At 72.3% G+C, this 23,807-nt stretch carries 21 protein-coding genes and 1 pseudogene; 8 read left to right on the forward strand and 14 right to left on the reverse strand.

Going from position 1 to position 23,807, the window contains the following annotated elements; genetic code table 11:
* Positions 1–56 precede the first annotated feature (56 nt).
* Positions 57–989: a LysR family transcriptional regulator gene (locus tag HJC40_RS29540; RefSeq protein ID WP_250006026.1), complete on the forward strand. Its 933-nt coding sequence runs from the start codon at positions 57–59 to the stop codon at positions 987–989.
* A gap of 6 nt (positions 990–995) precedes the next feature.
* Here the strand turns inward: HJC40_RS29540 and HJC40_RS29545 are convergent, their stop codons facing one another.
* The 7 genes from HJC40_RS29545 to HJC40_RS29575 all read right to left on the reverse strand — a co-directional run bounded on the left by HJC40_RS29545 (position 996) and on the right by HJC40_RS29575 (position 8,080).
* Complete coding sequence (locus HJC40_RS29545; protein ID WP_250006028.1) at positions 996–1,892, reverse strand: DNA-3-methyladenine glycosylase 2 family protein; 897 nt, start codon at positions 1,890–1,892, stop codon at positions 996–998.
* A 272-nt stretch (positions 1,893–2,164) separates the two neighbouring features.
* Positions 2,165–3,373: a Pecanex-like protein 1 gene (locus tag HJC40_RS29550; protein ID WP_250006030.1), complete on the reverse strand. Its 1,209-nt coding sequence runs from the start codon at positions 3,371–3,373 to the stop codon at positions 2,165–2,167.
* 42 nt (positions 3,374–3,415) lie between these two features.
* Complete coding sequence (locus tag HJC40_RS29555; protein ID WP_308200959.1) at positions 3,416–4,168, reverse strand: DUF4142 domain-containing protein; 753 nt, start codon at positions 4,166–4,168, stop codon at positions 3,416–3,418.
* Between the two features lie 88 nt (positions 4,169–4,256).
* A complete protein-coding gene (locus HJC40_RS29560; protein ID WP_250006034.1) occupies positions 4,257–4,955 on the reverse strand; it encodes a hypothetical protein in 699 nt (232 codons plus the stop codon).
* A 208-nt stretch (positions 4,956–5,163) separates the two neighbouring features.
* Complete coding sequence (locus HJC40_RS29565; protein WP_250006036.1) at positions 5,164–5,943, reverse strand: anti-sigma factor; 780 nt, start codon at positions 5,941–5,943, stop codon at positions 5,164–5,166.
* Entirely contained in the window at positions 5,940–6,626 is a 687-nt protein-coding gene (locus HJC40_RS29570; protein WP_284043890.1) for a sigma-70 family RNA polymerase sigma factor, read from the reverse strand. Before HJC40_RS29570 ends, HJC40_RS29565 begins: the two co-directional genes overlap by 4 nt.
* 665 nt (positions 6,627–7,291) lie before the next feature.
* Positions 7,292–8,080, reverse strand: coding sequence for a class I SAM-dependent methyltransferase (locus HJC40_RS29575; RefSeq protein ID WP_250006038.1), 789 nt, complete (start codon positions 8,078–8,080; stop codon positions 7,292–7,294).
* A gap of 50 nt (positions 8,081–8,130) precedes the next feature.
* On the opposite strand from HJC40_RS29575, the gene HJC40_RS45575 reads away from it, so the two are divergent.
* Positions 8,131–8,463, forward strand: coding sequence for a hypothetical protein (locus HJC40_RS45575; RefSeq protein ID WP_284043891.1), 333 nt, complete (start codon positions 8,131–8,133; stop codon positions 8,461–8,463).
* 87 nt (positions 8,464–8,550) lie between these two features.
* Here HJC40_RS45575 and HJC40_RS29585 read toward each other — a convergent pair whose 3' ends face one another.
* From HJC40_RS29585 to HJC40_RS29600, 4 genes are read right to left on the reverse strand one after another with little or no spacing between them, the layout of a single operon-like run.
* The gene (locus HJC40_RS29585) at positions 8,551–9,525 is read right to left on the reverse strand and encodes a hypothetical protein (RefSeq protein WP_250006040.1); all 975 of its coding nucleotides are present in this window, start codon (positions 9,523–9,525) and stop codon (positions 8,551–8,553) included.
* Complete coding sequence (locus HJC40_RS29590) at positions 9,522–12,008, reverse strand: AAA family ATPase (RefSeq protein ID WP_250006042.1); 2,487 nt, start codon at positions 12,006–12,008, stop codon at positions 9,522–9,524. Before HJC40_RS29590 ends, HJC40_RS29585 begins: the two co-directional genes overlap by 4 nt.
* A complete protein-coding gene (locus tag HJC40_RS29595; RefSeq protein ID WP_250006045.1) occupies positions 12,005–13,189 on the reverse strand; it encodes an exonuclease SbcCD subunit D in 1,185 nt (394 codons plus the stop codon). Before HJC40_RS29595 ends, HJC40_RS29590 begins: the two co-directional genes overlap by 4 nt.
* A 9-nt stretch (positions 13,190–13,198) precedes the next feature.
* The gene (locus HJC40_RS29600) at positions 13,199–14,989 is read right to left on the reverse strand and encodes an ATP-binding protein (RefSeq protein ID WP_250006047.1); all 1,791 of its coding nucleotides are present in this window, start codon (positions 14,987–14,989) and stop codon (positions 13,199–13,201) included.
* A 218-nt stretch (positions 14,990–15,207) separates the two neighbouring features.
* Here HJC40_RS29600 and HJC40_RS29605 point away from each other — a divergent pair, with 218 nt between their 5' ends.
* Positions 15,208–15,471, forward strand: a complete 264-nt coding sequence (locus HJC40_RS29605; protein WP_250006048.1) for a hypothetical protein — start codon at positions 15,208–15,210, stop codon at positions 15,469–15,471.
* Here the strand turns inward: HJC40_RS29605 and HJC40_RS29610 are convergent.
* Positions 15,459–16,175 carry a pyrimidine reductase family protein gene (locus HJC40_RS29610; RefSeq protein ID WP_250006050.1) on the reverse strand — a complete coding sequence of 239 codons (717 nt, stop codon included), beginning with the start codon at positions 16,173–16,175 and terminating at the stop codon, positions 15,459–15,461. The genes HJC40_RS29605 and HJC40_RS29610 overlap by 13 nt on opposite strands.
* A 330-nt stretch (positions 16,176–16,505) precedes the next feature.
* Between HJC40_RS29610 and HJC40_RS29615 the strand changes: the two genes are divergently transcribed.
* Positions 16,506–17,237: an amino acid-binding protein gene (locus tag HJC40_RS29615; protein WP_250006052.1), complete on the forward strand. Its 732-nt coding sequence runs from the start codon at positions 16,506–16,508 to the stop codon at positions 17,235–17,237.
* 106 nt (positions 17,238–17,343) lie between these two features.
* Entirely contained in the window at positions 17,344–18,393 is a 1,050-nt protein-coding gene (locus HJC40_RS29620; protein WP_250006054.1) for a GNAT family N-acetyltransferase, read from the forward strand.
* A gap of 12 nt (positions 18,394–18,405) precedes the next feature.
* On the opposite strand, the pseudogene HJC40_RS46705 reads toward HJC40_RS29620, so the two are convergent.
* Both HJC40_RS46705 and bioB read right to left on the reverse strand, forming a co-directional pair.
* Positions 18,406–18,669 (reverse strand): annotated as a pseudogene (locus tag HJC40_RS46705) (hypothetical protein); the annotation flags it as partial.
* Entirely contained in the window at positions 18,582–19,577 is a 996-nt protein-coding gene (gene bioB, locus HJC40_RS29625) for a biotin synthase BioB (protein WP_250006056.1), read from the reverse strand. The gene bioB and the pseudogene HJC40_RS46705, both read right to left, overlap by 88 nt.
* A 154-nt stretch (positions 19,578–19,731) precedes the next feature.
* Between bioB and HJC40_RS29630 the strand changes: the two genes are divergently transcribed.
* The 3 genes from HJC40_RS29630 (at position 19,732) to HJC40_RS29640 (ending at position 23,777) form a co-directional block, all read left to right on the forward strand.
* Entirely contained in the window at positions 19,732–20,868 is a 1,137-nt protein-coding gene (locus HJC40_RS29630) for an 8-amino-7-oxononanoate synthase (protein WP_250006058.1), read from the forward strand.
* A 1,445-nt stretch (positions 20,869–22,313) separates the two neighbouring features.
* A complete protein-coding gene (gene bioD / locus HJC40_RS29635) occupies positions 22,314–23,033 on the forward strand; it encodes a dethiobiotin synthase (protein WP_250006142.1) in 720 nt (239 codons plus the stop codon).
* Between the two features lie 258 nt (positions 23,034–23,291).
* The gene (locus tag HJC40_RS29640; RefSeq protein WP_250006060.1) at positions 23,292–23,777 is read left to right on the forward strand and encodes an N-acetyltransferase; all 486 of its coding nucleotides are present in this window, start codon (positions 23,292–23,294) and stop codon (positions 23,775–23,777) included.
* Positions 23,778–23,807: the final 30 nt, after the last annotated feature.

Here is a 23,807-nt window from a genome sequence, read left to right on the forward strand (position 1 = left end):
CGGTCCCGAAGCGGCGGTCCAACATCGACTGCCTGACACCGCTACAGTCCAGACCTGTGAGCTCTCCCCTGCCGCCGCACCGCCCGCCCGGGGCGCTCACGGCTGTCGAGCTGCGGCACTTCCGCTACTTCGTCGCGGTCGCCGAACAGTCCAGCTTCGGCCGGGCCGCCCAGCGCCTGCACATCGCCCAGCAGTCGCTGTCCCAGCAGATCGCGGCCCTGGAGCGGCTGCTGGGCGTGCGCCTCTTCGACCGCGACAGCCGGGGCACCCGGCTCACCGCCGCGGGTTCGGCCTTCCTGCCGTCCGCCCGCGAGATCCTGCACCGGGTCGAGGTCGCCGTGTCCGACGTACGCCGGGTGGCGGGCACGCTCGACCTGGCGTTCCTCGAGTCGACCGCCAACTACATGCTGCCGCCGGTGGTCCGCGCCGTCCGGGAACGCTTCCCCGACGCCGCGCTGACGACCCACAACGTGCCGATCGCGGAGCTGGTGGCCGGGTTGCGCGAGGGCCGGTACGACGCCGCGTTCACCCGTCCCCCGCTGGTGCCCGACCTGGCGACCCGCGTGCTGGTGTCCGAGCCGGTCTGTGCCGTGCTGCCGGCCGGCCACCCGATGGCCGGCCGCGCGTCGGTGTCGCTGCCCGAGCTGGCCGGGGACAGCTGGGTGCTCACCCCGCGCGACTCGTGGCCGCCCTGGCACGAGAAGTACGACCGGGACTTCGCCGCGGCCGGGTTCGAGCCCCGCGTGGCGCAGCGCGCCGCCGGCGTACCGAATCTGCTCGGCCTGGTCGCGGCCGGTGTCGGCGTCGCCCGGCTGGCCCGGTCGGCGAGCAGCATTCGCCGCGGCGGCGTGGTCTTCGTGCCGTCGGCCGGCGAACGCGCCGAGACGGTGGTGGCGTGGCTGCCCGGTCGCGACAACCCGCTGCTGGCCGACCTGGTGGCGCTGGCCGAGGACGTGGCAAGCACGTCGGATCTGACCGCCGAGGGCTGAGAGGGCTCAGAACCGCGCGAACGAACGGATCGGCATGCGTGGGCCGAACTTCGGCGCGCCGAGGCCGCCGTGGGCCAGCAGGTCGCACACCCGGGCCCGGTGGCCGCGGAACGGCTCGAGCAGCTCGAGCATCCGCTCGTCGGTGCCTCGGGCCTCGCCGGCCAGCGCCCACGCGACCGTGTTGGGGATGTGGAAGTCGCCCACGCTGACCGCGTCGGGATCGCCGTACGCGACCCGGACCACCTCGGCGGCGGTCCACACGCCGATGCCGGGCAGGGCGGTGAGGCGCTTGGTGGCCTCGGCCGAACCGGCGCACTCCTCCAGCCGGGCGGCGACCACCGCGGCCCGCTGCAGGGCCTGCGTGCGGCGCTGCTCCAGGCCGAACGGGTGGAAGACCCAGTACGGAGTCTCGGCGATCACCGCGGGGTCGGGCGGCAGCATCAGCTCGAGGGGCCCCGGCGCCGGCTCGCTGAGACTCTTGCAGATCATCCGGTACGCCCGGTGGGCCTCCTTGCCGGTGACCTTCTGCTCGAGGACCGCGCGCAGCACGCTGCGGAACACCAGGCCGGTGGCCGGCATGCGGACGCCCTCGAAGGTACGGGCGAGACGCTTGACCAGCGGGTGGCCGGCGACCAGGTCGGGGAACGCGCTGAGGTCGTCGCGCAGCCCGGCGATGGCGTCGGCGCGGTCGACGATCCAGTCCTCACCCGGCCCGTAGCCGGTCGCGATCAGCTGCCGGCCGCTGCGGGCCAGGTGCAGGGTGGCCGGGCCCTCCGGAGTACGGGCGGCGAGCCAGAAGTCGTCGCCGGTGAAGACCCCGCAGGGGTCGTGCCGGGGAACCAGCAGCGAGCGGACCGAGGAGCCGAAGTGGTAGCGCTCCGGGGCGGTCAACGTGCGGGTCACCGGCTCAGCCTGCCACTTCGATCGCCGATTGCCCACCCGATGATCGGTGGACAGGCCGATGGCCCTGACCGCGCTCCCGGTCAGGGCCATCGGAAGGGCTACCGGACACCCGAGTTGGTCCGGTTCGCCCGAGGAGCTTGCCGCTCTGTCGTCCGTCAGGGGGAAGGACGACTGCCCGGAGTCGACGGGGGGTCCCGTCCGGGCCGAGGTCATGTCGGTGACCTCGTCCCGTCCGGGTTCGCCTCCGGGTTACGAGCGGCGTGGCTCCTGGATCAGCGGCGTCCGTTGCGAACAGTGATCCGGACCGAGTCGAAGGCCGGGATCTGGTTGGCCCGCACCATCATCGGGATGCGGTGGGAGCCGTCACCGGCCCACGAGGCGCACTGCGCGGTGCCGGCGTTCGGCAGGCCCGGCACCTGGATGTCGACCGAGTCGGGGGTCGCCCCACCGCGGCTGTCCTCGGTCGCCACGAAGAACGCGGGGACCGGGTCGGAGGCCGGGGCCTCGTTGGTGCTGGGCAGCAGGCGGCAGGCGGTGTGGAAGTGACCGCGGACCAGGCCGTTGGCCAGGACCGAGCTCTCCACGTAGTAGCCACCCTTGCCGGCCGCGAGGAAGCGGTCACGGATCAGGTTGCGGGTGCTGATGCGCAGCGTGAACGCCTGGTTGACGCCCACCGAGCGCGGGGCCCGGGTGATCAGCAGCGTCGGGTTCTGCGCGGCCTCGCCGACCTCACCGAACTCGGTCGAGACGCAGCGGCTGCCTTCCTGGAAGCCGTTGTGCGGCGTCAGGTTGCTGGTGTCACAGCTGTTGGTCAGAACGCCCAGACCGGCGCCGGGGGGCGGCGTGGTCTGCTCCTCGGAGGGCTGGGGGTCGGGCTGCTGCTCGCCGCCGTTGCCCTGCTCACCGTTGCCCTGCTCACCGTTGCCCTGGCCCTGGTCGCCACCGGCGGAAGGCTCGGCGGCCGGAGGAGCGGACTCACCGTCGGCGGGAGGCGTCGACTCGCCGCCCTCGGCGGGAGGCGTGGACTCGCCGTCGGCCGGAGGAGCGGACTCACCGTCGGCCGGAGGCGCGGACTCCTCCGCGGGCGGCGGCGTGGTCGCGGCCTCGGTCGGCGGCGTGGTCGCGTCGTCCTTGGTGTCGCCGACGTTGTTCATCACCCAGGTGCGGCAGCGGTTGCGCAGCGTCTGGGTCGACACCGTCTCGCCGGCGCCGTCATCCGGGTGCTGGGTGACCTTGCCACCGTTGGTGGTGTAGGTGCTCTTGCGCGTCTCGGTGGAGAGCTTGGCGCGCTGCGGAGCCTGAATGTCGTCGCAGGCGGCCAGCGCCTTACGCTGCGTCTTGTCGGTGCTCGCGTTGGAGACCTGGGTGACGGTCACGATGCCGCCGAAGGCCACCAGCGTCGCAGCCACCGCGATGATGCGGCGCTTGCCGGAGAACCAACTGTTGCTCCTGGATGCGCGCCGGTACTTGGACCTTCGCATGGGGGTGACACCTTTCTCTTACGCCTGAGGACGCGGTTGGGGCTACCGCGCCCGGAAGATGCGCATGGAAGTGATGACGCCGGCCACGAGCGCGGCGGCGAGAACGAGCAGGATCACGGTGGTGCTGACGCCCGGGATGCCGCCGCTGCTGCTGGCGGCTGCGAGCATCTGCCCGTCCACGGGAACCGGGCCGGCGCCGGCGTTTGCGGGGGCGGGAGCGGTGGGAAGCTGCGCGTAGTCGACGATGTTGCTCGACTCCAGCAGCGTCATGTGCGTCATGACGAACTGGTTCGTCTCCTGGGCCAGCTTGCGAACGGTGTCGTTGCGCGTGGTGGCCCGGATGGTGGCGATGGCCGGGAAGATCTTGCCGTGCGCGGCGCGGAGACGGTCGATGAAGATCTGGTCGAACGTCGTCGCGTTGGCGTCGCGCATCTCCTGCAGCCAGAAACTCTGGTCGCTGTTCGGCTTGTTGGGCAGATCGATGTTGAGCTTCTTGGCTGCCGCGCGGTCCAGGTTGTCGAGCACCACGTGCTGCGCGGCGATCGACTTGCCGATCTTGACGATGCGCGGGTCGTTCGACTTCTCCTGGGCCATGTTGCCGGCCGGGATCTCCCAGAGGCCGGCCAGCCGCACCTTGATGACGAAGTCCTTGTCCGCGTCACTGAGTGCGCCCACGCCCTTGTTGGACAGGCCGGTCGACGACGGGATCGGCACCGGGACACCGTCCCCGGGAGCGGCCTGAGCCGGTGCCACCGGCGCGAGCAGAAACGTGAGGGCCGCCGCGGAAATGCCCACCAACCAACGCGTCGATCGGCGCGTAGAGCGAGCGGTAAGCATTTTCTCTCAACCTCCGGATCAGCGAATTCTTGTAGGACTGGGGACGTCAGTAGCTGTAGTCGCTGCCGGTGCCGCCGGCGTCACCGGAATCGGCGTCGGAATCACCCGCGGAATCGTCGGCGGGCGGGGCGACCGGCTTGGACACCTTGGGCAGGCAGGTCAGGTTCTTGGCGCCGTCCGGCTGAATGACGAACCAGGTGCCGCTGACGTTCTGGCCGCTCCATTTACCGGGCTTCTTGTCACCGATGTAGGTGTAGAGCGGCCAGCCCTTGAGGGTCAGCTGCTTGCTGCCGTCGGCCCGGGTGACCGTGCCGACGAGCTTCGAGTCGACGCCCTTGACGCCGGGCTTGCCGTCGCTGGTCAGCGCGGGCGGCCAGGTCTGGGCGCAGACGCCGACACAGTTCGACTTGGCCGGCTTGTTGCCGTCCTTGTCGAAGCGGTAGAGCACGAAGCCCTCGTCGTTGGTCACGACCTTGCCCATCCGGGCCACCTTGGTGCCGATCAGCTCGGTGGTCGCCTCTTCCTCGCTCAGCTCGGGCGCGGCGTTCGCGGCGGCCGGCGGCGCCGTGGCGTCCGGGTCGGCCTCGGGGGCGTCCGTGGCAGCCGGGTCAGCGGTCGCGCCGGGTGTCGCGGCGACGTTCTCCGAGGCGGGCTCGGCCGAGTCGCCGTAGTCGGCTGCGTTGTATCCCGCTGGGGCGCAGCCGGTCACTGCGAACGCCGCGGCGATTGCGGCGCCGACGACCATCAACTTTCGCTTCTCCGGTAGCACGTGCCCTCCAGGGTGTTTCTTCGTCTGGCGTTTCCGGGCAGTAGTACGAGGACCGGGGCGCGGCGGTTGAAGAAAGTTCCCATCAATTTCCGAGTTTCTCGCCAGCCCCCACCGGAGCTGCTTCTCTAAGGAAAAAGAAAGGATCCCGGCCGATCGGCCGGGATCCCTTTCAGTACAGAAACGGTTACGGAACGCGAACCAGCGTCTCGCCGGCGCCGTTCGCCGCCACCTCTTGCACCTGCACGTGGGCGATGTTGTCGCGCGGCGTGGCGGTGACCGCCTGCAGCAGCAGCGGCTCGGAATTGGCCGCGGTGCCCCAGCCCTTGTCCCCCACCTTCCACGACACGAGCGGCTCGGTCGTGCCGTCCGTGTGCACAGCGACCAGCCGGCAGACCTTCGGCCCGGTGATGTTGGAGATGGCGAACGAGATCTGGGTGCCCCAGTCCTTCTTCTCCAGACCGACCGAGGCCGTGACGCCCGTCCGCGGGTCGGAGCCGGTGAGGCGCTCGCCGGTCAGGTCGGGGCCACCGATGCCCGGGCCGTCGGCCGTGTTGGGCAACGGGTCGAGCTGGGTGCTGTCGCGCTGAGCCGTGTTCGTCGTGGCCGGGTCGCTGTCGCCGCCGAGCACCTGACCACCGACGAAGAACGCGCCGATCGACAGCATGGCGAAGATCACCACGGCGGCGGCCAGCGAGTAGAGACGCCGGCTGTTGGCCCGGTGCCGCTCCCTCGAGGCCTCACCGATGACCTTCTGCAGCATGAAGCCGTCGCGCCGGGTCTCCTCGGCCGCGACCACCGCGTTCGCGTCGACGTCGGCGAGCAGATCGGCGACCTCGACGAACGACTCGAGCTCGTACGCACATCTCGAGCACTCGATGAGGTGGTCCTCGAAATGGGCGGCGTCGCGTTCGTCGAGCACACCCAAGGCGTACGACGCGACGTCGAAGTGATCTTCCTGAGTCATTCGGTCACCCCCCGCTGCTGCAACGCGGTCCGCAACGCACGCAGAGCGTAATACACCCGTGACTTGGCGGTGCCCAACGGAAGGTTGAGCTTCTCGGCCGCCTCCGGCACCGTGCGGCCCCGGAAATACGTTTCGATGAGGATCTCGCGGTGCGACTGACTGAGCTCGCGCAGCGCGTCGGAGACCGTCATCGACTGCAGGACGCGATCGGTGTCGTCGGCCTGGCTGGGGAAGCTCTCCAGCTCGCGGTCGTAGGTCTCGGCCGGCCGCGCGCTGGCGCTGCGGTGGTCGTCGATCGCGATGCGCCGCGCGACGGTCACCAGCCACGGGCGCAGCGACTGCTGCCCCTGGGCGCCGAGCCGGTGCGCGTTGCGCCAGGCCCGCAGCAGGGTCTCCTGCACGATGTCCTCGGCGCGCTGCCGGTCACCGCCGGTCAGGCGCAGCACGAACATCAGGAGAGGGCCCGCGTGCTCCTCGTAGAGCATCTTGACCAGCGTGTCCTCGTGAGTCGCCCCGCCCGGGTTCGCGGCCTCGTGCCGCGGCGCCTGCCGGGGAATCACTGAACCACCATCGCCCGCACTACGGCCTCCGTCGAGTGACTGCCACCGTCCACCGGAATGCTGCTGTGTCATCAGGCGCACCCCGTCGCCTGGCGCCAGCCGATGTTCGGCCACCGCATGCATCGATACCTCCGCCCGGAGATTTCCCCGTCGCCTGAGATACGGCTGGGGACAGCCCTCGGGATCAACGCGGACGGGAAAATTTCCGGGAGCGGTCTCAAACGATCCTCCGGCGTCTTGTGGGGGGTCACGAGGCGCGTCGGCAGACGATGTCAAACCATCGATCTGCACCGATATGACTGCCTGGGCAGCCGAATAATACTCAGCCGCACCCGCCCCATGAAATACGCAACTGAGCAGGACTGACGCACTGGCAGTGCGGCGTTACCGCTGAGTAGGCGAGCCCCAACGGAGCGTGGGTGTCCCACGCTTCGGGAGCGCTCCCAGTGCGGTGTCCTGCCCGTTCGGAGGAGGTCTCGTCTCCATCCGGGTTCTTCGAGCGCCTCCTGCCCCAACCGCCCACGATTCGGTCGATCTGTCGGATGTAGCGTGCGGACCCGCCGTGGACAACGGCCCAGCTGGCGCGTGGGCCCGGCGGCGATCCGGTCTGCCCGCCCAGCCACCGACGGCCACGGTTCCGGCGAGAACTCGCCATGGCTGCACGGGAGGCAAGCTCCGCCGGTTCGGATTGCACGACTGCGGGCCACCGGCAAAATCGCGGTGACATGCCAGCCCGATGGCGGTGGCACACCGACCGGATCGCGGTGGCGTACCGGCACGATCGGCAGTCAGGGCAGCCGGGTGGACCCCGTGGCCAGGGTGGTGAAACTCATCGGGAAGCTGCCGCCCAGCGCGTCGACGGCGGCGCCGGTGGCCGCGATCAGCGCGGCCAGATCGTCGGGCGGCAGCGTGGTGAACAGGCCCTGGGTCGGCAGCTGGTCGAGCCATTCGTCGCGGGTGTAGACGCGTTCCCACGCGAAGGACCACCGCTCGGGCACGGTGAAGGCGCCGGTCGCCCGGATCGCGTCGTCGATCGGGTCCAGCAGGGCGGCGTAGCCCTGCGCGGCCGGCACCGCGAAACGGTAGGCCTGAGTCATCCGGCTGTCCGGCATCAGCCGCTCGAACACCTCCCCGAAGGCGGCCGCCGCCGCGGGTGCGGGCTGACCGGCGTTCCAGAACAGCGCCAGCAGCCCGCCGGGCCGCAGGACGGACGCCGCCCGGGCCGCCCCGGCGACGGGGTCGACCCAGTGCCAGGTCTGCCCGGCGACCACGGCGTCGAAGGTGCGGCCGGCCGGCTCCCACTCCTCGAAGGTCGCCTCGTCGACGTCGAAGCCGCCGTCCCGGGCAAAGGCGGCCATTCGCGGGTCGGGCTCGACGCCGGCCACCCGGCACCGGGCGGCGCGGAGCTGCCGGGCCACGATGCCTGTGCCGATGCCGACGTCCAGAACCGCCGGGGACCCGTCGCCCTCGGGTCCACCGCCGGGGCTGCGGGCCACGACGCGCGCGATCAGCTCGTCGGGATAGTGCGGCCGGGCGCGGTCGTAGCGTTCGGCGTCGACGCCGAACGACTCCGCCACCTGCCGGTGGCGGAACGGTCGACGAGAACATCGCCGACGTCCTGACCGGCGTGCTCGACCCGGTGGGGCTCGGCCTGATCAGCCTGGTCCTCACGCGCGACGACCTGCGCGCCCGCCTGCGCCGGGACGGCCGCCCGGCCGGTCTGCCCCTGCTGGCCGAGACGACCGCTGTGCTCGCGGCCTACCTGACCGCCGAGCAGGGCCGCCGGCGGGTGCCCGCCGGCGCCGACCCCGGAACGCTCGCGCTCACCCTGGTCGGCACGGCCCACCTGATTCTCGCGGACCGCGACCGTACGACGCCCGACCACACCGCCCTCCGCGACCTCGTAGCCGCGATCCTGACCGGCACCAACCACCGCACCGAAGCACCCTCACCCGAGTAGGCCGCCCAAAGATCGACCAAGCACCCAGGCAAGCAAACAGCGTGGTGGGATGAAAGCGCGGGCTGGAAGGCCGGCCGGCGCCCGCGGTCAGCGGGAGCGGGCCGTGGCCAGGGCCAGCGCCCGATGCAACACCCGCGAGTCGCCCAGCAGCCCGCGCAACCGCCGCTCCAGACCGGCAATCGGGACCAGGTTCTGCGGGGCTCGCGGATCCTTGTAGGGCGACGACGCGAACCGCGGCAGCGTGGCCCCGGAAAGGTCGGCCAGCTCGATCGCCTCGTCCGGGGTCAGATCGGGTGAGCACTCCACCCGCACGATGCCCGACCAGGGCGCCCCGGAAGCACCGGGCAGACGCAGATACCAGGACCAGCCGCCCCAGACCGTGCCGAGGTGGAAGACCGGCGTGCGCTGGGTCGGCCGCAACGACGTCACTACCGCGGTCAGCGCGGCCGGCAGGTACTGCTTCTGCTGCGTCTTGACGTACCCGATCGTGCGGGGCAGCTGGCGCCGGTTGCGCAGCGGCCCGTCCACCACCAGCAGGTCACGGCCGTCCGAGCTGGTGTCCCGGGCCGAGGCCGAGATGTCGATCTCGAGCGCGGTCAGCGGGCCCTGGACAGCCGCCGGCAGCTTGCTCGCCTCGCCCGTGCCGTGGATGCGGTGCACCTCGTAGCGCACCGACCCGGCCTGCAGGTCCTCCGCCGACGGGCTGGCCGTGAACAGACCCCGCCCGATCCGCGCGCCCACCAGTTCGGCCACGCCCCGCGCCAGGTCGCACCGGACCACCCCGGCGGCGTACGAGGCGGCGAGTCCCGCGTACGACGTGCCGTCCTCCTCGGCCGTCCACAGTCCGGCATCGTTGCGCCGCACCCCGTCGACCAGGAAGACCACGTCGGGAGAGCGCACCGAGGAGGACACGTCGATCGGCGCCCACTCGGCCGCCGGCACCTCGACGTCGGTGTCGACCTGCGCGCTGCTCGCCGAGGCCGGCCCGTCCCCGCCGTCGGCGCCGCCCTCGAACGACGAACCGTAGGACGGGTCCCACGCGTCCACGAACATCCTGGTCAAAGGCCCACCCTCGCCACGTGCGCCGTCCGCGCGTCCTTGTGTACCTCGAACCGCACCGGCACCCGCTCGGCCAGCGCGTTGACATGGGTGACCACGCCGACCATGCGGTCGCCCCGCGCGGCCAGGTTTTCCAGGGTCGCGGCCACCACGTCGAGCGTGGCCGCGTCGAGCGTGCCGAAGCCCTCGTCGAGCACGATCGACTCGAGGCTGGCGGCCGTGGTCGACATGCCGGCGAGCTGCTCGGACAGGGCGAGCGCCAGGGCCAGCGAGGCCTGGAACGTCTCGCCGCCCGAGAGCGTGCGCACCCCGCGCCTCAGCCCGGCGTCGTGGTGGTCGATCACGAAGAACTCGCCCTTGTCGTGGATCAGGTCGTACTGACCGCCGGTGAGCTCGCGCAGAATCCGCGACGCGCCATCGACGAGCAGGTCGAGCGCCTCCTCGAGCAGCCACCGCTCGAAGTTGTTGGCCCGCAGGTGCCCGGCCAGCGCCTTGGCCACCCGCATCTCCCGCTGCAGCGACATGCGCTGCTCGGTGAGCTGGTGGGCCTGCTCCCGGCGGTCGACGAGCCGGCGCAGGGCCGCCTCCGACCGTTCGGCGGTGACGGCGGCCGCGCGGATCAGGGCGTCCTCCTCGGCCGCGGGCGTGGCAACGCCGGCCGCGGTGAAGAGACCGCCGATCTCCCGCAGCGCCGCGGCCGTGACCCGGTGCGCCGCGGCCACCGACTGCTCGGCCTCGTCGCGGGCGGTGGCCCGCTCGACCGCCAGCCCCGAGGCCCACGAGACCAGCAGCGCCCAGGCGCCCGCGAGGTCCTCCCGGTCGGCCGGCGGCGGCGAGAAACGCGCGACCTGATCGCGTACGGTGTCGAACTCGCGCCACGCGGAGCGCTGGCGCTCCTCGGCCGCGATGACCGCGGCCTGGGCCTGCCGGTTGGCCGAGCGGGCGGCGCGCAGGGCCGCGCCGGCCGTGTCGAGCTGCTTCTGCAGCCGCCCGATCTCGGCCAGCTGCCGCCGCAGGGCCTCGACCCCGGGCGACTCGGCCACGGCGGCGCGGGCCTCGGCCAGCCGCGACAGGTGGTGCTCGTGCTGGGCGCGCTTGCGTTCGAGGTTGCTCTCGAGCTTGCGGGCGATCGCGTCCTTCTGCTGCCAGGCCTTCTCGGCGACCTCGGCGGCGGCCCGCGCGGCCTTGCCGGTGGTCTCGGCCGCCCGCACCGCGGACTCCTCGGGCACCGGCGGCACCGTGGTCACCGTCTGCTCACACACCGGGCAGTGGTCGCCGGCGGCGAGGTGGGCGCGCAGGGCGGCGGCCCGGTCGATGCGCTGGGCCTCGGTGTAGTCGAGACGAGCCTGCTCGAGGAGCTGGGTCGCGCCGAGGTGGGCGCTGTGGGCGAGCCCGGCCGAGGTGGCGGCGTCCTTGTGCTCGACCTCGGCCACGGAGACCTCGCCGGCGAACCACTCGGCCTGGCCGATCAGCCGTTCGAGCTCGGCGTGCCGGTCGAGCATCAGGTTGAGCGATCCGGCGTCGCCGGCCGCGGCGAGCTCGCCGCGGACCTTCTCCTCCTTCTCCTCGGCCGCGCGGACCTCGTCCGCCTTCTCGGCGGCGGTCGCCCGGGCCGCGGCGGTCACGCCGGCGGTTTCCACGCTTCCCGCGGGCGTACGGACGGAGGACAGCAGCCGCACCTCGGCGTCCAGCGCGTCGCGGGTGGCGGCGGCCGCGGCCTCGGCGGTGCGCTTGGCCCGCAGCCCGGGCACGGCCTGCTCGACAGCGGCGGTCAGTTCCCGCATGCGGGCGACGTGCTGCTCGGCCGCCTCGACCGCCTCGTCGGTGGCGTCGGCCAGCCCGGCGAGGCTCTGGTCGACCACGGCGAGCTTGCCCTCGGCGGTCTGGGACCGGCCGGTCGCCCGGGTCTGCACCTCCTCGTAGATGTGCAAGCCGAGCAGGTTGACCAGGATCTGCTGCCGGGTGGCCGGCTTGGCGTGCAGGAAGTCGGCGAACTGGCCCTGTGGCAGCACGACGCAGCTGGTGAACTGCTCGAACGGCAGACCGACGGCGTCGAGCACGGCCTGGTCCATCTCGGCCGGGGTGCCGGCCAGCACCTCGCCGAGGTCGTCGAGATCCATGCCGGTGTCGAGCTTGGACACGTCGAAACCGGGGGGCATGAGCTGCAGCCCGGCGCCGGCGGTCTTGACGTTGCCCCGGCCGTCGCGCCGGACGACGCGGGTGGCCACGTAGCGGTCGCCGGCCGACTCGAAGACCAGCCGGACCCGGGCCTCGGTGGCCGACGGCGCGAGCGCGTTCCCGATGCCCCGGGTGCCGCCCCAGCGCGGGACGGTGCCGTAGAGGGCGAACGTGATCGCGTCGAGCACCGTCGACTTGCCCGAGCCGGTCGGCCCGACCAGCGCGAAGTAGTCGGCGTCGGTGAAGTCCACCGTGGTCTCGTCCCGGAACACGGTGAACCCGGCCATGTCCAACCGAATCGGCCTCATGATCCGGCTCCGCTTCGCTCCGCCGACCCGGAGGCCACCGTGCTCACCTCGTCGTAGAGCTCGTCGAACAGTTCGCGCACGCCGTCCTCGGCGTTGTCGCGACTGTCCAGGTAGTCGCCGAAGAGCTCGCGCGGCGACCGACCGGCCCGCTGTGCCATCCGCTCCCCCGCCCGGTTGGGCATCATCTCGGGGTCGATGCGCACCTCGAGGGCGTTGGGCAGGAGCTCCTGCACGTCCTCGCGGAGGCCGACCCGTGGCTTCTCGCGCACCAGAACACGGAGCCAGGCGTCCGGAAGGTTCACCGTCGCCAGTTGTTCGAGCGTGCCGCGGACCGTGCGCAGCGCGATGGCCGAGCCGATCGGCACGTCACGGACCCGGGCCGCCTTGTCGGTGGCGACATCGACGACGGCCACCGAGGACACGTTCTCCTCCTCGCCGAAGTCGACCGCGAGCGGGCTGCCGCTGTAGCGGGTCGGGCAGGGGGCGATCACCGATTGGGCGCGGTGCAGGTGACCGAGCGCGACGTAGTGGGCGTTGCGCGGGAAGACCGTGGCCGGCACGGCGTAACCCATGATCGTGTGCGCTTCCCGCTCGCCGCCGCCGGTCGAGGCGCCGACGATCGTCAGGTGGGCGGTGACCAGGTTGATCACCCCGGGCTGGTCGAACTGGTCACTGAGCCGCTCGATCAGGCGGGCGATGTGGTCGGCGTACGTCTGGTTGGCCTCGGCCGCGGTCAGCTCGTACATCTCGGCGGCCCGGATCGCGTAGCGCTGGGAGAGGAACGGCAGCGTCACGAGCTGCCACTTCTCGCCGCCGGCGGTCTCGCCCTTGATCAGCAGCTCGTCGGCCTTGTCGCGCACGGCGCCGCGCAGAATGATGCCGGCCGCCTCGGCCCACGGGCGCAGCGCGTCGAGCGCCGGGCCGTTGTCGTGGTTGCCGCCGATGGCCACCACCTGGGCGCCGGCCTGCCGCAGGGCCGTGAGCGCCCGGGTGACCACCCGCGTCGCGTCGGCCGTCGGGGCCGCGGTGTCGTACAGATCACCGGCGATGATCACCAGGTCGGGGCGCTCGGCGCGGGCGATCTCGACGACCTGGGCCAGCACGCGGATGTGTTCCTCGTGCCGGCCGCGGCCCTTGAGGACCTTGCCGACGTGCCAGTCGGACGTGTGCAGGATGCGCATCGCGGAACCTTAGAACGGAATGTCGTCGTCGGACGAACCGCCGCGGCTTCCCACGACGGCGAACGGATCGGCCCCCTGGACGATCGATTTCATCGTCTCGGCGGGCGGGGGGCCGGACTCGGACTTGCGCGTGGCCCAGGCCGGGAACGGGAACTCCACGCAGAGCGGCACCGGGATGTCGGGCTGGTTGACGAACATCGTGCCCGGCCGGGCCAGCAGCGCGCGCTGGCGCATGGCCGGGGGCAGGAAACCGTACTCGGGCCGGGCCGCCTCGGCCGGGTCGAGCCGGCCGACCACCCGGATCGCCGAGTTGGTCACGATGCGACGCTCGACCTCGCTGGCGGTCTGCTGGGCGCCGATCAGGATGACGCCGAGCGACCGGCCCCGCTCGGCGATGTCGAGCAGCACCTCCTTGATCGGCGAGCTGCCCTCGCGCGGGGCGTACTTGTTGAGCTCGTCGAGCACGACGAAGAGCAGCGGGCGGCCGGTGCCGGCCTTCTCCTTCTCCTCGAACTCGGTCTTGAGCGTCACGCCGACCACGAACCGCTGGGCCCGGTCGGGCAGGTTGTGCAGGTCGACGACGGTGACCTGGGCCGACTCGGCCGTCTTGATCTGGTGGGGGCGGCGCTGGGCCAGGTCGCCACGGATCAGCCGGGCCAGGTCGCGCTTGCTGCCGATCAGCCGCCGGGCGAACGCGTTGACGGTGCCCATGTTGACCGCGCTGCCGGCCCAGGTCGACCGGGTCTCGTCGTCGGTGAGCTGCTCGACGATGTGGTCGACCAGATCACCGTACGAGCCGATGCGACGGCCGTCGATGCTGATGCCACCCTCGGCGGGCACGGCGTACCGGTTCAGGTGGGCGGTCACCGAGTGGACGACCATCGTGTACTGCTGGCGCTCGTCGTCGGCGTCGGCGAACACGTACGGCAGGAGCCTTTTCTCGCAGAACTCCTCGAGAGTCCAGTAGAAGGCGTCGACACCGGTCAGGCGGCTGCTCACGTCGGGGGCGCCGGACGAGTCGCCGGCCCGGGGCGGGGCGTAGACGCGGACGTCGGAGAACGGGGTCGCCGGCAGCTCGAGCAGCTTGTACGCCGAGCGGGTGGCATCGTCGAGCTTCGTGTTCGGGTGGTCGAGGAAGAGCAGGTCCTCACCCTTGACGTTGAAGATCAGGGCCCGCGCGTTGGCGCCGTCGGCCCCGAGCTGACCCGAGCGGAACACCGAGTACAGCAGGAACGTGGCGAAGCTGGTCTTGGTGGCCACGCCGGAGATGCCGGAGATCGAGACGTGCGCGCCCCGGGTGCCGTCGAGGAAGTCGGCGTTGAGGAAGACGGGCACGCCGTCGCGGCCGGTGCCCATCGGGATGCGCCGCTCCATGCGGTCGAAGTGCAGGGCGGCGTCCCGGGCTTCCCCGGTGGCGCGGTGCACGACGGCGCCGGGCGCGGGTGGCACGTACAGCTCGGGGTCGACCCGGGTGGTGGTGATCTCGGCCGCCTCCTGCACCAGGGCCGGCAGGGTGCCCTCGGCGATCGCGAAGACGTCGGAGTCGAACTGTGCCCCCTCGTGCCGCGCCCGCACCTGGGTGACCACCCCGGCGATCGTGACCGGTTCACGGTCGGGGAGATCACGCTGAGTGACCACGACATCGTCGAGCTGCAAGTAACTGCCCGGAGTCACGGCCGTCCAGAACTGGAGCGGTGTGGCATCGGCCGTGCCGAGCACCCGGCCCACCGGGTTATCAGCCGTTTTGCTGTTCAGTTTTTCGCCGCGGGGAAGCACAGCATCGTCAGACACGCCGCTCATCGTGCACCAGGGGTACGACAGAACCCACACCAGGCGTCGGTTGGCACACGTTGTCCACAACTTCTGGTGGTCATACACAGAGTTATCCACAAGATCTTGCTCCGGTGGCGGAGGCGCGCCCGGAAACGAACCGATGTGAGCCGATCGGCCAATAGCCCGATGAAGCCATTTCCGAGACCCGAAGGGGCTCCCATGAGACCGCACCCTCCAGGGCCGCGATGTTCGAAGCGGCGGCGACCATCCCCGGCACCGAGGTGGTGCGACAGGCCGATCTGGCCGGGCGGGCGGGGGTGGCCGTCTCCCGCACCGACGACGACGGCATCCGGCACGATCTGATCTTCGATGCCGGTAGTCACCGCTTCCTCGGTGAACGCCAGGTCGCGGTGACCGACCGTACGCCGCCCTATCCGAAGGGCGCGCTGATCGGCTGGACCGCGCAGCTCGAGGTGGCCATCGTCGACAAGGCCGGTCAGCTGCCCTGACGGGTGTAGCGGAGGAACAACATGTCGTCGAGCGTCAGGACATGGCGCAACGACAGGCGGCGCGGCTCGGTGGCGGCTCCGGCCGAGATGCGGCCGGGGCCCCCGCCGGCCAGCAGCGGCGACACCGTCAGGCAGAGCTCCGTGATCAGGTCGGCCTCGATCAGGGCGCCGAGCAGGTGCGGGCCGCCCTCGCAGAGCAGTTGCGTCGCCCCGCGGTCGTGCAGCGCGCGCACGGCCGCGGCCAGGTCGACCTGGTCGTCACCGACCGCGATGACGTCGGCCACCCCGTCGAGCCGCGTGGCCGGCGCCCGGGTCGTGGTCACGACGATCGGGGGGATCGGCGCGTCGGAGAAGACCAGCTGGTCGAGATCGAGGTCGAGCGAGCGCGAGACGATCACCATGAGCGGGAACTCGGGCAGGCCGTGAGCCACCCGCCAGGCCCGCGCGGCCGGGCTCAGGCGTAACCCGTCGTAGTTCTCCGCCCGTACGGTGCCGGCCGCGACCACCAGGGCGTCGCAGACCATCCGCAGCGAATCGAAGATCTCCTTGTCGCCGGGGCCGTGCAGCCCGCCGGAGAGGCCGTCGACGGTGGCCGCGCCGTCGACGCTGGCGATGAAGTTGACCCGCAGGGCCGGCGACGGGGTGCGCGGATACAGCTCGACCAGGCCCTCGGCGGAGGACGGCCAGGCGGGGAACGCGGTCATGGGCCGGGCGGTCCGGTCACCGGCGGCTTCGGCTCGGCCGGACGGTGCTGGCAGTCGCACCAGGAACCGCCGCGGCACTCCTCGTGCCTCCGCTCCCGGCAGGCCTCACAGATCACCCCCGCACTTTACCGTCACCGGTGGGTGTGAACGACCGCTTGCAGACGGATGCGGTGGGTACCGGTTTCCTCGTACGCTGCTGTGATCCGCGGCATATCCGGCCCGCATGACGCGTCGGACACGGCGCCGCAACCCCGGCGAAACGCCGAATTGGCAGGTTGTACGCCTACGGGGACGGCCTCGCCGTGCCGTCCTCGAAACGGGAGGAGTCGCATGTTGCTGCGGGTTCGAGTCACCCTGCCCGACCGCCCCGGTGCCCTCGGTCAGGTGGCTCGCACGCTGGGCGTCGCCGGTGCCGACATCGTGCAGGTGGTCGTGCTGGAACGTCTGGGCGGCCGGGCCGTCGACGACTTCTCGGTCGTGTGGCCGGGCGCCAACCGGGTGGAACGTCTGCTGGCCGGTCTGGCCGCGATCCCCGGTGTGCAGGTCGACGGCGTGTGGAAGGCGATCGGTGCCCCCGTCTCGGGCGGTCACGACGCCGAGCTGCTGGCCCAGGTCGCCGCGAACCCAGCCGACGGCCTGGCCACGCTGGTCGACGCCGTGCCGGGGCTGCTGGCGGCCGACTGGGCCGCCGCCGCGATCGTGCCGTCCGACTGGGCGGCCCGCTCCGGCGCGCCGCGCCCGCTGCCGGCCGAGCCCGGGCTCAGCCTCGGCGCCGAGCCGACCGTGGCCTACGCCAGCTGGCGCGCGCCCACCCCGCTCCAGCTTCCTGAGATCACCCCGCTGCGGGCCCGGCCGCTGGCCGGCCCCGAGAGCACCCATTACGCGATCGCCCCGTTCGGCCGGGCCGGGCTGGTGCTCGTGGTCGCCCGGACCGACGAGGACGAGCTGCCCGCGGCCGCCTTCCACGTCACCGAGGTGGACCGGGTGGCCCAGCTCGTGCGGGCGGCCGCGGTGATCCTCGGCGACCGTCTGGACGCGGCCGCCGTACCGTCCGCCCTGTGATTCGACTCTCCAGGAAATAGCAGCTCAAGCAATGTCCGCTTAACAGCGGCGGTGGAGTATTGGAGACGGCAACAGCTGATGTGAAACGCCGAAAGGGGTGCCCACCATGGCGCTGTGGCGGATCCGGGCGACGGTTGACGACCGGCCGGGTTACCTCTCCGTTCTGACCGCTAGCCTGGCCCTGCGGTCGGTGAACATTCTCGCCGTCCAGGTACACACGACCGAGGCCGGCGCGGTCGACGACTTCCTCGTCGACGCGCCCGACTCGATGACCGAGACCGAGTTGCTCACGGCGATCGCCAAGGGCCGCGGTCGCGACGCCTTCGTGGCCCGCGCCGAGGCCCAGGGCCTGGTCGACCAGCCGACCCGGGCGCTCGCGCTGGCCGGCCGGCTGGTGCACGAGCCCGACACGCTGGCCGAGGCGCTGGTCACCCTGCTCGATGCGACCGAGGTGCGCTGGCGCCCCGAGCCGCTCACCGACCGCCCCGGCTACGAGGCGGCGCGGATGATCCTGGCCGACCCGGCCGGCGGCTCGTTCGAGGTGCTCCGGTCGCTGCCGGCCTTCACCCCGGCCGAGTACGCGCGGGCGCAGTCCCTGGTCGAGCTGTCCGGCGCGATGCTGCGCCGCCACCAGGAGCAGACGGTCCTGTTGCTCCCCGACGGCGCCGAGCTCGTGCTCCGGGCCGCGACGATCGACGACCTCGACGCCGTACGCGATCTGCACGCCCGCGGTTCGGCGGCCTCCCTGCAGCGCCGCTACCTCGGCAGTGGCGTCCCCAGCGACGCGCGGCTGGCCCGGCTGCTCGAGCCGGCCGGTGGCGGCCGCACCCTGCTGGCGCTGGCCGGCGACCGGGTGGTGGCGATGGGCAACCTGCTCGCCGAGGGTGACCTGGGTGAGATCGCGATGCTGGTCGACGACGACTGGCAGCGCCGGGGCGTGGGCACCGCCCTGCTGCGCCGGCTGTACGCGTACGCCGAGCAGTCCCGCTTCGCCGCCCTGGTCGCGCACACCGCGGCCGACAACGTCGCGATGCTGCGCACGCTGCGTCGTCTCGGCGGTGGCGCCGCCGAGCGGGACGGCACGCTGGTCAGCGTGACCCTGCCGATCGCCGGCAATCGTCCGGCGGGCCGGCAGACCCCGGCTGCCTTCGGCTGACCCGGAGGCCACCTACGACGTACGGGTCCCGTGCTCGACGCAGGTGGCGGTCCACCCGGTCGGCACGACCTGCACCTTCATCCGCCGGCGGCAGTCGGGACAGAAGCGCGGCGGCTCCAGCGCCCGCGCCGCGGCGCACGCCGTGTGATCACCGTCGGCGGCCGGGTCGCCGCACCGGTCGCAATACATCAGATGGTCGCCGACAGCGCCTTGACCGGCATCTTCAGGTCCTGCAGCAGCTCGAGGTCGGCCGTGGCCGGGCGGCCCAGCGTCGTCAGGTAGTTGCCCACGATCACCGCGTTGATGCCGCCCAGCAGCCCGTCCCGCGTACCCAGGTCGCCCAGGGTGATCTCGCGGCCACCGGCGAATCGCAGGATCGTGCGCGGCATCGCCAGCCGGAAGGCGGCGATGGCCCGCAGCGCGTCCTTGCCCTCGACCACCGGCTGATCGCCCAGCGGCGTGCCCGGCCGCGGGTTGAGGAAGTTCATCGGCACCTCGTGCGGGTCGAGCTCGGCCAGCTGCGCCGCGAACTCGGCCCGCTGCTCGAGCGACTCGCCGAGACCCAGGATGCCGCCGCAGCACACCTCCATGCCCGACTCGCGCACCATCGTGAGCGTGCTCCAGCGCTCCTCCCACGAGTGGGTGGTCACCACGTTGGGGAAGTGCGAGCGGCAGGTCTCGAGGTTGTGGTTGTAGCGGTGCACGCCCATGTCGACCAGGTCGTCGACCTGTTCCTGGCTGAGCATGCCGAGGCTGGCCGCGACCTGGATGTCGACCTCGGCCCGGATCGCCTTGACGCCCTCGCGCATCTGGTCCATCAGGCGCCGGTCGGGACCGCGGACGGCGGCGACGATGCAGAACTCGCTCGCCCCGGTGGCCGCGGTCTGCTTCGCCGCCTCGACCAGCGACGGGATGTCGAGCCAGACCGAGCGCACCGGCGAGGAGAACAGGCCCGACTGCGAGCAGAAGTGACAGTCCTCCGGGCAGCCGCCGGTCTTGAGCGAGATGATGCCCTCGACCTCGACCTCGGGGCCGCACCACTTCATCCGTACGTCATGGGCGAGTTGCAGCAACGCGGGCAGGTCCTCGTCGGGCGACCGCAGCACCTCGAGGATCGCTGCCTCGTCGAGGCCGACACCGTCGGTGAGCACCTGGGCGCGTGCCCGGTCGAGGATCTCTGACATGTCCCGCACCCTAACAAGGCTTCAGTCCGTTCCACGGGGGTGGGCGCGGCGGTTGGACGGAAGTCTCAGCGCCGGTGGGACTGTCGGTGGTGGGTGGTAGTTTCCCCTTCTCGTGATCGCCCGCGTGGGTGATCTCGTGGGCTTGGGAGGCGTCTTGGCGGGCTGGTTGGAAACGCTGGAGGGCCTGGCCGCGAGCCGGTCCAAGGCGGGGCTGACCCGTCGGCTGCGGCCCCGCCCGGCCGGCGACTCCATCGTCGATCTGGCCGGCAACGACTATCTCGGCCTGGCCGCCCATCCCGCGGTGGTCGAGGCTTCGGCTCAGGCCCTGGCGGCGTACGGGTTGGGGGCCACCGGTTCACGCCTGGTCCGCGGGTCGTCCGTGGTCCACGCCGAGCTCGAGGCCGCGCTGGCGTCCTGGGTCGGCACACCGGCGGCGCTCGTGTTCTCGTCCGGCTACCTGGCCAACCTCGCCGCCGTCCGCAGTCTCGCCCCCGTGTGCGACCTGATCGTCTCCGACGCCTACAACCACGCGTCGCTGATCGACGGCTGCAAGATCTCCGGCGTACGGACGGTGGTCGCGCCCCACAACTCCCCGGCCGCCGTGGCCGGCATCCTCGACGCCCACCCCGGCCGGCGCGCGGTGGTCGTCACCGAGTCGGTGTTCTCGGTCGACGGCGACCTGGCCCCGCTGGCCGCGCTCCACGAGGTGACCGGGTCCCGCGGCGCGCTGCTGCTGGTCGACGACGCCCACGCGCTGGGCCTGCTCGGCCCCGCGGGCGCCGGTGGCGTGGCCGCGGCCGGCCTGGCCGACCGGCCCGACGTCATCGTCACCGCCACCCTGTCGAAATCCCTCGGCGGCGCGGGCGGCGTGGTGGCCGGCCCCGCGCCGTTCATCCAGCACCTCATCGACACCGGCCGCACCTTCATCTACGACACGGCGCTGCCCCCCGCGGTGGCCGCCGGCGTCCACGAGGCGCTGCGCGTCGCCCGCGCCGCCGACGACCGCCGAGCAGTCCTGCGCGCCCGGGCCGAGCTGACCGTCACCCGCCTGCGAGCCGCCGGCCTCGACGTCTCCGTGCCCGCCGCCGGCGTGCTCTCCGTCCCCGCCCCCGGCCCCGAGGCCGCCGTGACCTGGGCCGACGACTGCCGCGACCGCGGCGTGGCCGTCGGCTGCTTCCGCCCACCGTCCACCCCCGACGGCTCCTCCCGCCTGCGCCTGACCCTGAACGCGGGAGTCCCCGACATCGATTTCGCCCATGCCCTGGACGTCATCGTGGAGTGCGCCCCATGACCCGCCCCCGCCCCACCGACCGCGACGCGGTCTCCCCCGACCTCCGCGAGGTCCTGACCCGCCTCCCCCACGCCACCGTGATCCTCACAGCCGGGACCGACGGCTTCACCGTGCGGCCGGGCTCCACCCTGGTCGACGCGGGCGGGGTGCTCACACCGGTCGAGTTGGAGCCGTTCACGACGCTGTCCGAGGCCCCAGCCGCCGCCCTGGCGCTCGCGCCGACAACCCTTCCCGACGCTGAGGCGTTCGCCGCCGTCAGCGAGGCTCTGGCCCCCGGCGCCGCGCCGGCGGCAGACGGCGACAGATCACTCGCCACGACAACCGGCGCGGCCGGCCCACCGCTCGCGCCTACGGCCCCCAGCAACCGCAACGGCCGCCCCCAGCCACTCGAAGCCGCCGGGTACCCACCATTCGGGCCCACGGCCCCCAGCGAACGCGACGACCGCGCCCGGTTCACGCCGCTCGACGCCGCCGGCGATTCACCATTCGCGCCTACGGCACCCAGCGAACACGACGACCGGGCCGAGACCGCGCCGCTGCAAGCCGCTGAAGGACCATCGCTCGCGACCCCCGGCAAACGCGACGACCGGCCCCAGCCCACGCCGCTCGAAGCCCCCGGCGACCCACCATTCGGGCCCACGGCCCCCAGCGAACGCGACGACCGGGCCGAGACCGCGCCGCTGCAAGCCGCTGAAGGACCATCGCTCGCGATCCCCAGCGAACGCGACAGCCGGGCGCAGTCCGCGCGGTTGGAGGGCGACAGGCCGCTCGACCTCCGGGCGGCCGATCAACCGTTCGCGCCCGCAGCCGGGAGCAACACGTTCTTCGGCGCTCCGACCGCCGGGCCATCGCCCCATCCTGCGGCAAGCGACGCCACCGGCAGCGTCTCCTCCCTCGAGCAGACCACCTCACCGGTCAAGCGACCGGCCCACGGCGACACGCGTCCCAGCGCACCGGACACCGGCGAGGCCGGTGTCGTGATCGGCGGGCGGCCCTCCGCCCCGGAGTCCATTCCGGATTCTGCCGATCGCACGGGCATCGCGACTGCCCCTCCGGCCGCGCCTGAGCCGCTCTTGCCGACCGAGACGCCGCCGACCGCTCCGGATCCCCTTGCCCCAGATGATCCGGAGCCGGATTCCCCGATTCCGATCTCACCGGCTCCCGGCCATCCAGTTCCTGATTGGCCCGCACCCGTGTCGCCCGCACCGGGCCACCCGAGCCCCGACTCGCCCGCACCCATCTCACCCGCACCCGGCCACCCGATCCCCGACTCACCGGCACCCGTGTCACCCGTGCCCGGCGCTCCGGCGCCAGGCGGCCCGGGGGCCGGTAGTCCGCCCGAGGCGGAATCGCTGAGTGCTGAGATCTCGGCCGAGCTCGCCGCCCAGGCCCCGCCGTCGGCGCAGCCCGCGCCGCAACAGCCCGACGCCGGCGACTGGCGGGGGATCGTCCTGGTCACGGGCACCGACACCGAAGTCGGCAAGACGATCGTCACCGCCGCCGTGGCCGCGGCCGCCCAGGCCGCGGGCCTGCGCGTGGCGGTCATCAAACCGGGCCAGACGGGCATCGCCACCGGCGCGCCCACCGACATCGAGGTGGTCACCCGCCTGGCCGGCCCGGACACCACCCGCACGCTGGCCGAATACCCGGACCCGCTGGCCCCGCTGGCCGCGGCCACGGTGGCATCCCTGCCACCGCTGGAGCTCTCGGACGTCGTCGACGCGATCCGGGCCGAAGCCGACAAGCACGACCTGGTCCTGGTCGAAGGCGCCGGCGGTCTGCTGGTCCCGATGGGCGTGCGGCCCTCCGGGGAGGCCTGGACGATGGCCGACCTGGCGACGACGCTCGGCATCAGCACGATCGTGGTGGCGCGGGCCGGCCTGGGCACTCTCAATCACACCGCCCTGACCCTGGAAGCCCTGACCCGCCGCGGGATACCCGCCGGTGTGGTGATCGGGGCCTGGCCCACCGACCCCGAGCTGGTGCACTGGGCCAACCTCGGCGAGCTGGTCCCCCACCTGATCGGCGCGCTGCCCGCCGGGGCGGGCCGCATGGACCCGGGCGTCTTCCGCCGATCCGCCCCGGGGTGGCTGACGCCGTCGCTCTACGGCGTCCTGGACAACTGGCGGGTGTGGGCCGAGGAGTTCGGCGAGGGCCACCACTGAGTTTGGAGGCCGCCCGCTCCTGAAGCCGCCGTGGGACGCCTTTACGCGTCGAGGAACCGCCTGCCCGCCGCCGTGGCTGAGATTGCTGCCGTCCGTGACACCAGTGTCGTGGCAGCACGGCCGGCCACGTCCGCTACGTCGCAGCAGCCCTCGCCAGCATGGTCGAGCCGGGCCACAGCCCGGGACGGATCAATATCGATTGCCCGAGCGAGCTCGGCTTTCCAGCGTTGGCCGCCTTCACCCCGAAAGGACGACAGGATGCGCCCGGCCTTGCGTCGCCTCGAGCCTGATGACTGGGAGACCTGGAGAGACACCCGGCTGGCCGCGTTGTCCGAGTCGCCCCGCGCTTTTGCCTCTTCGCTGGCCGAAGAGGAGGGCTACGCCGAGAGCGACTGGCGCGACAAGCTCGATCCCGCCCACGGGTTGAGAGTTGTGGCCGCCGACGGAGCCGGCCTGGTCGGCGCCTGGGTGCCTCCAGATCGAGACGGAGCGGCGAAGCTCTACAGCATGTGGGTACACCCGCTATGGCGGGGCCGGGGCGTCGGTGACCTGCTCGTCGAGGAAGTGCTGGCCTGGGGAGGGGATCACGGTCACCCGCGTGTCGATCTCTGGGTGGCCGAGGGCAACGTGGCCGCGGCGCGCCTGTACCGGAGGCATGGGTTCCGGATGACCGACGAGCGCCGGCCCCACCCGGGCCACGCCGGGGTGTTCGTACGCCTGATGACGCGCAAGCTCGGTGGCTGACTCGCGTTCTCCCCCAGGGCGTATCTGGTG

Source organism: Actinoplanes sp. M2I2 (assembly GCF_023544445.1).
Classification (GTDB): Bacteria; Actinomycetota; Actinomycetes; order Mycobacteriales; family Micromonosporaceae; genus Actinoplanes.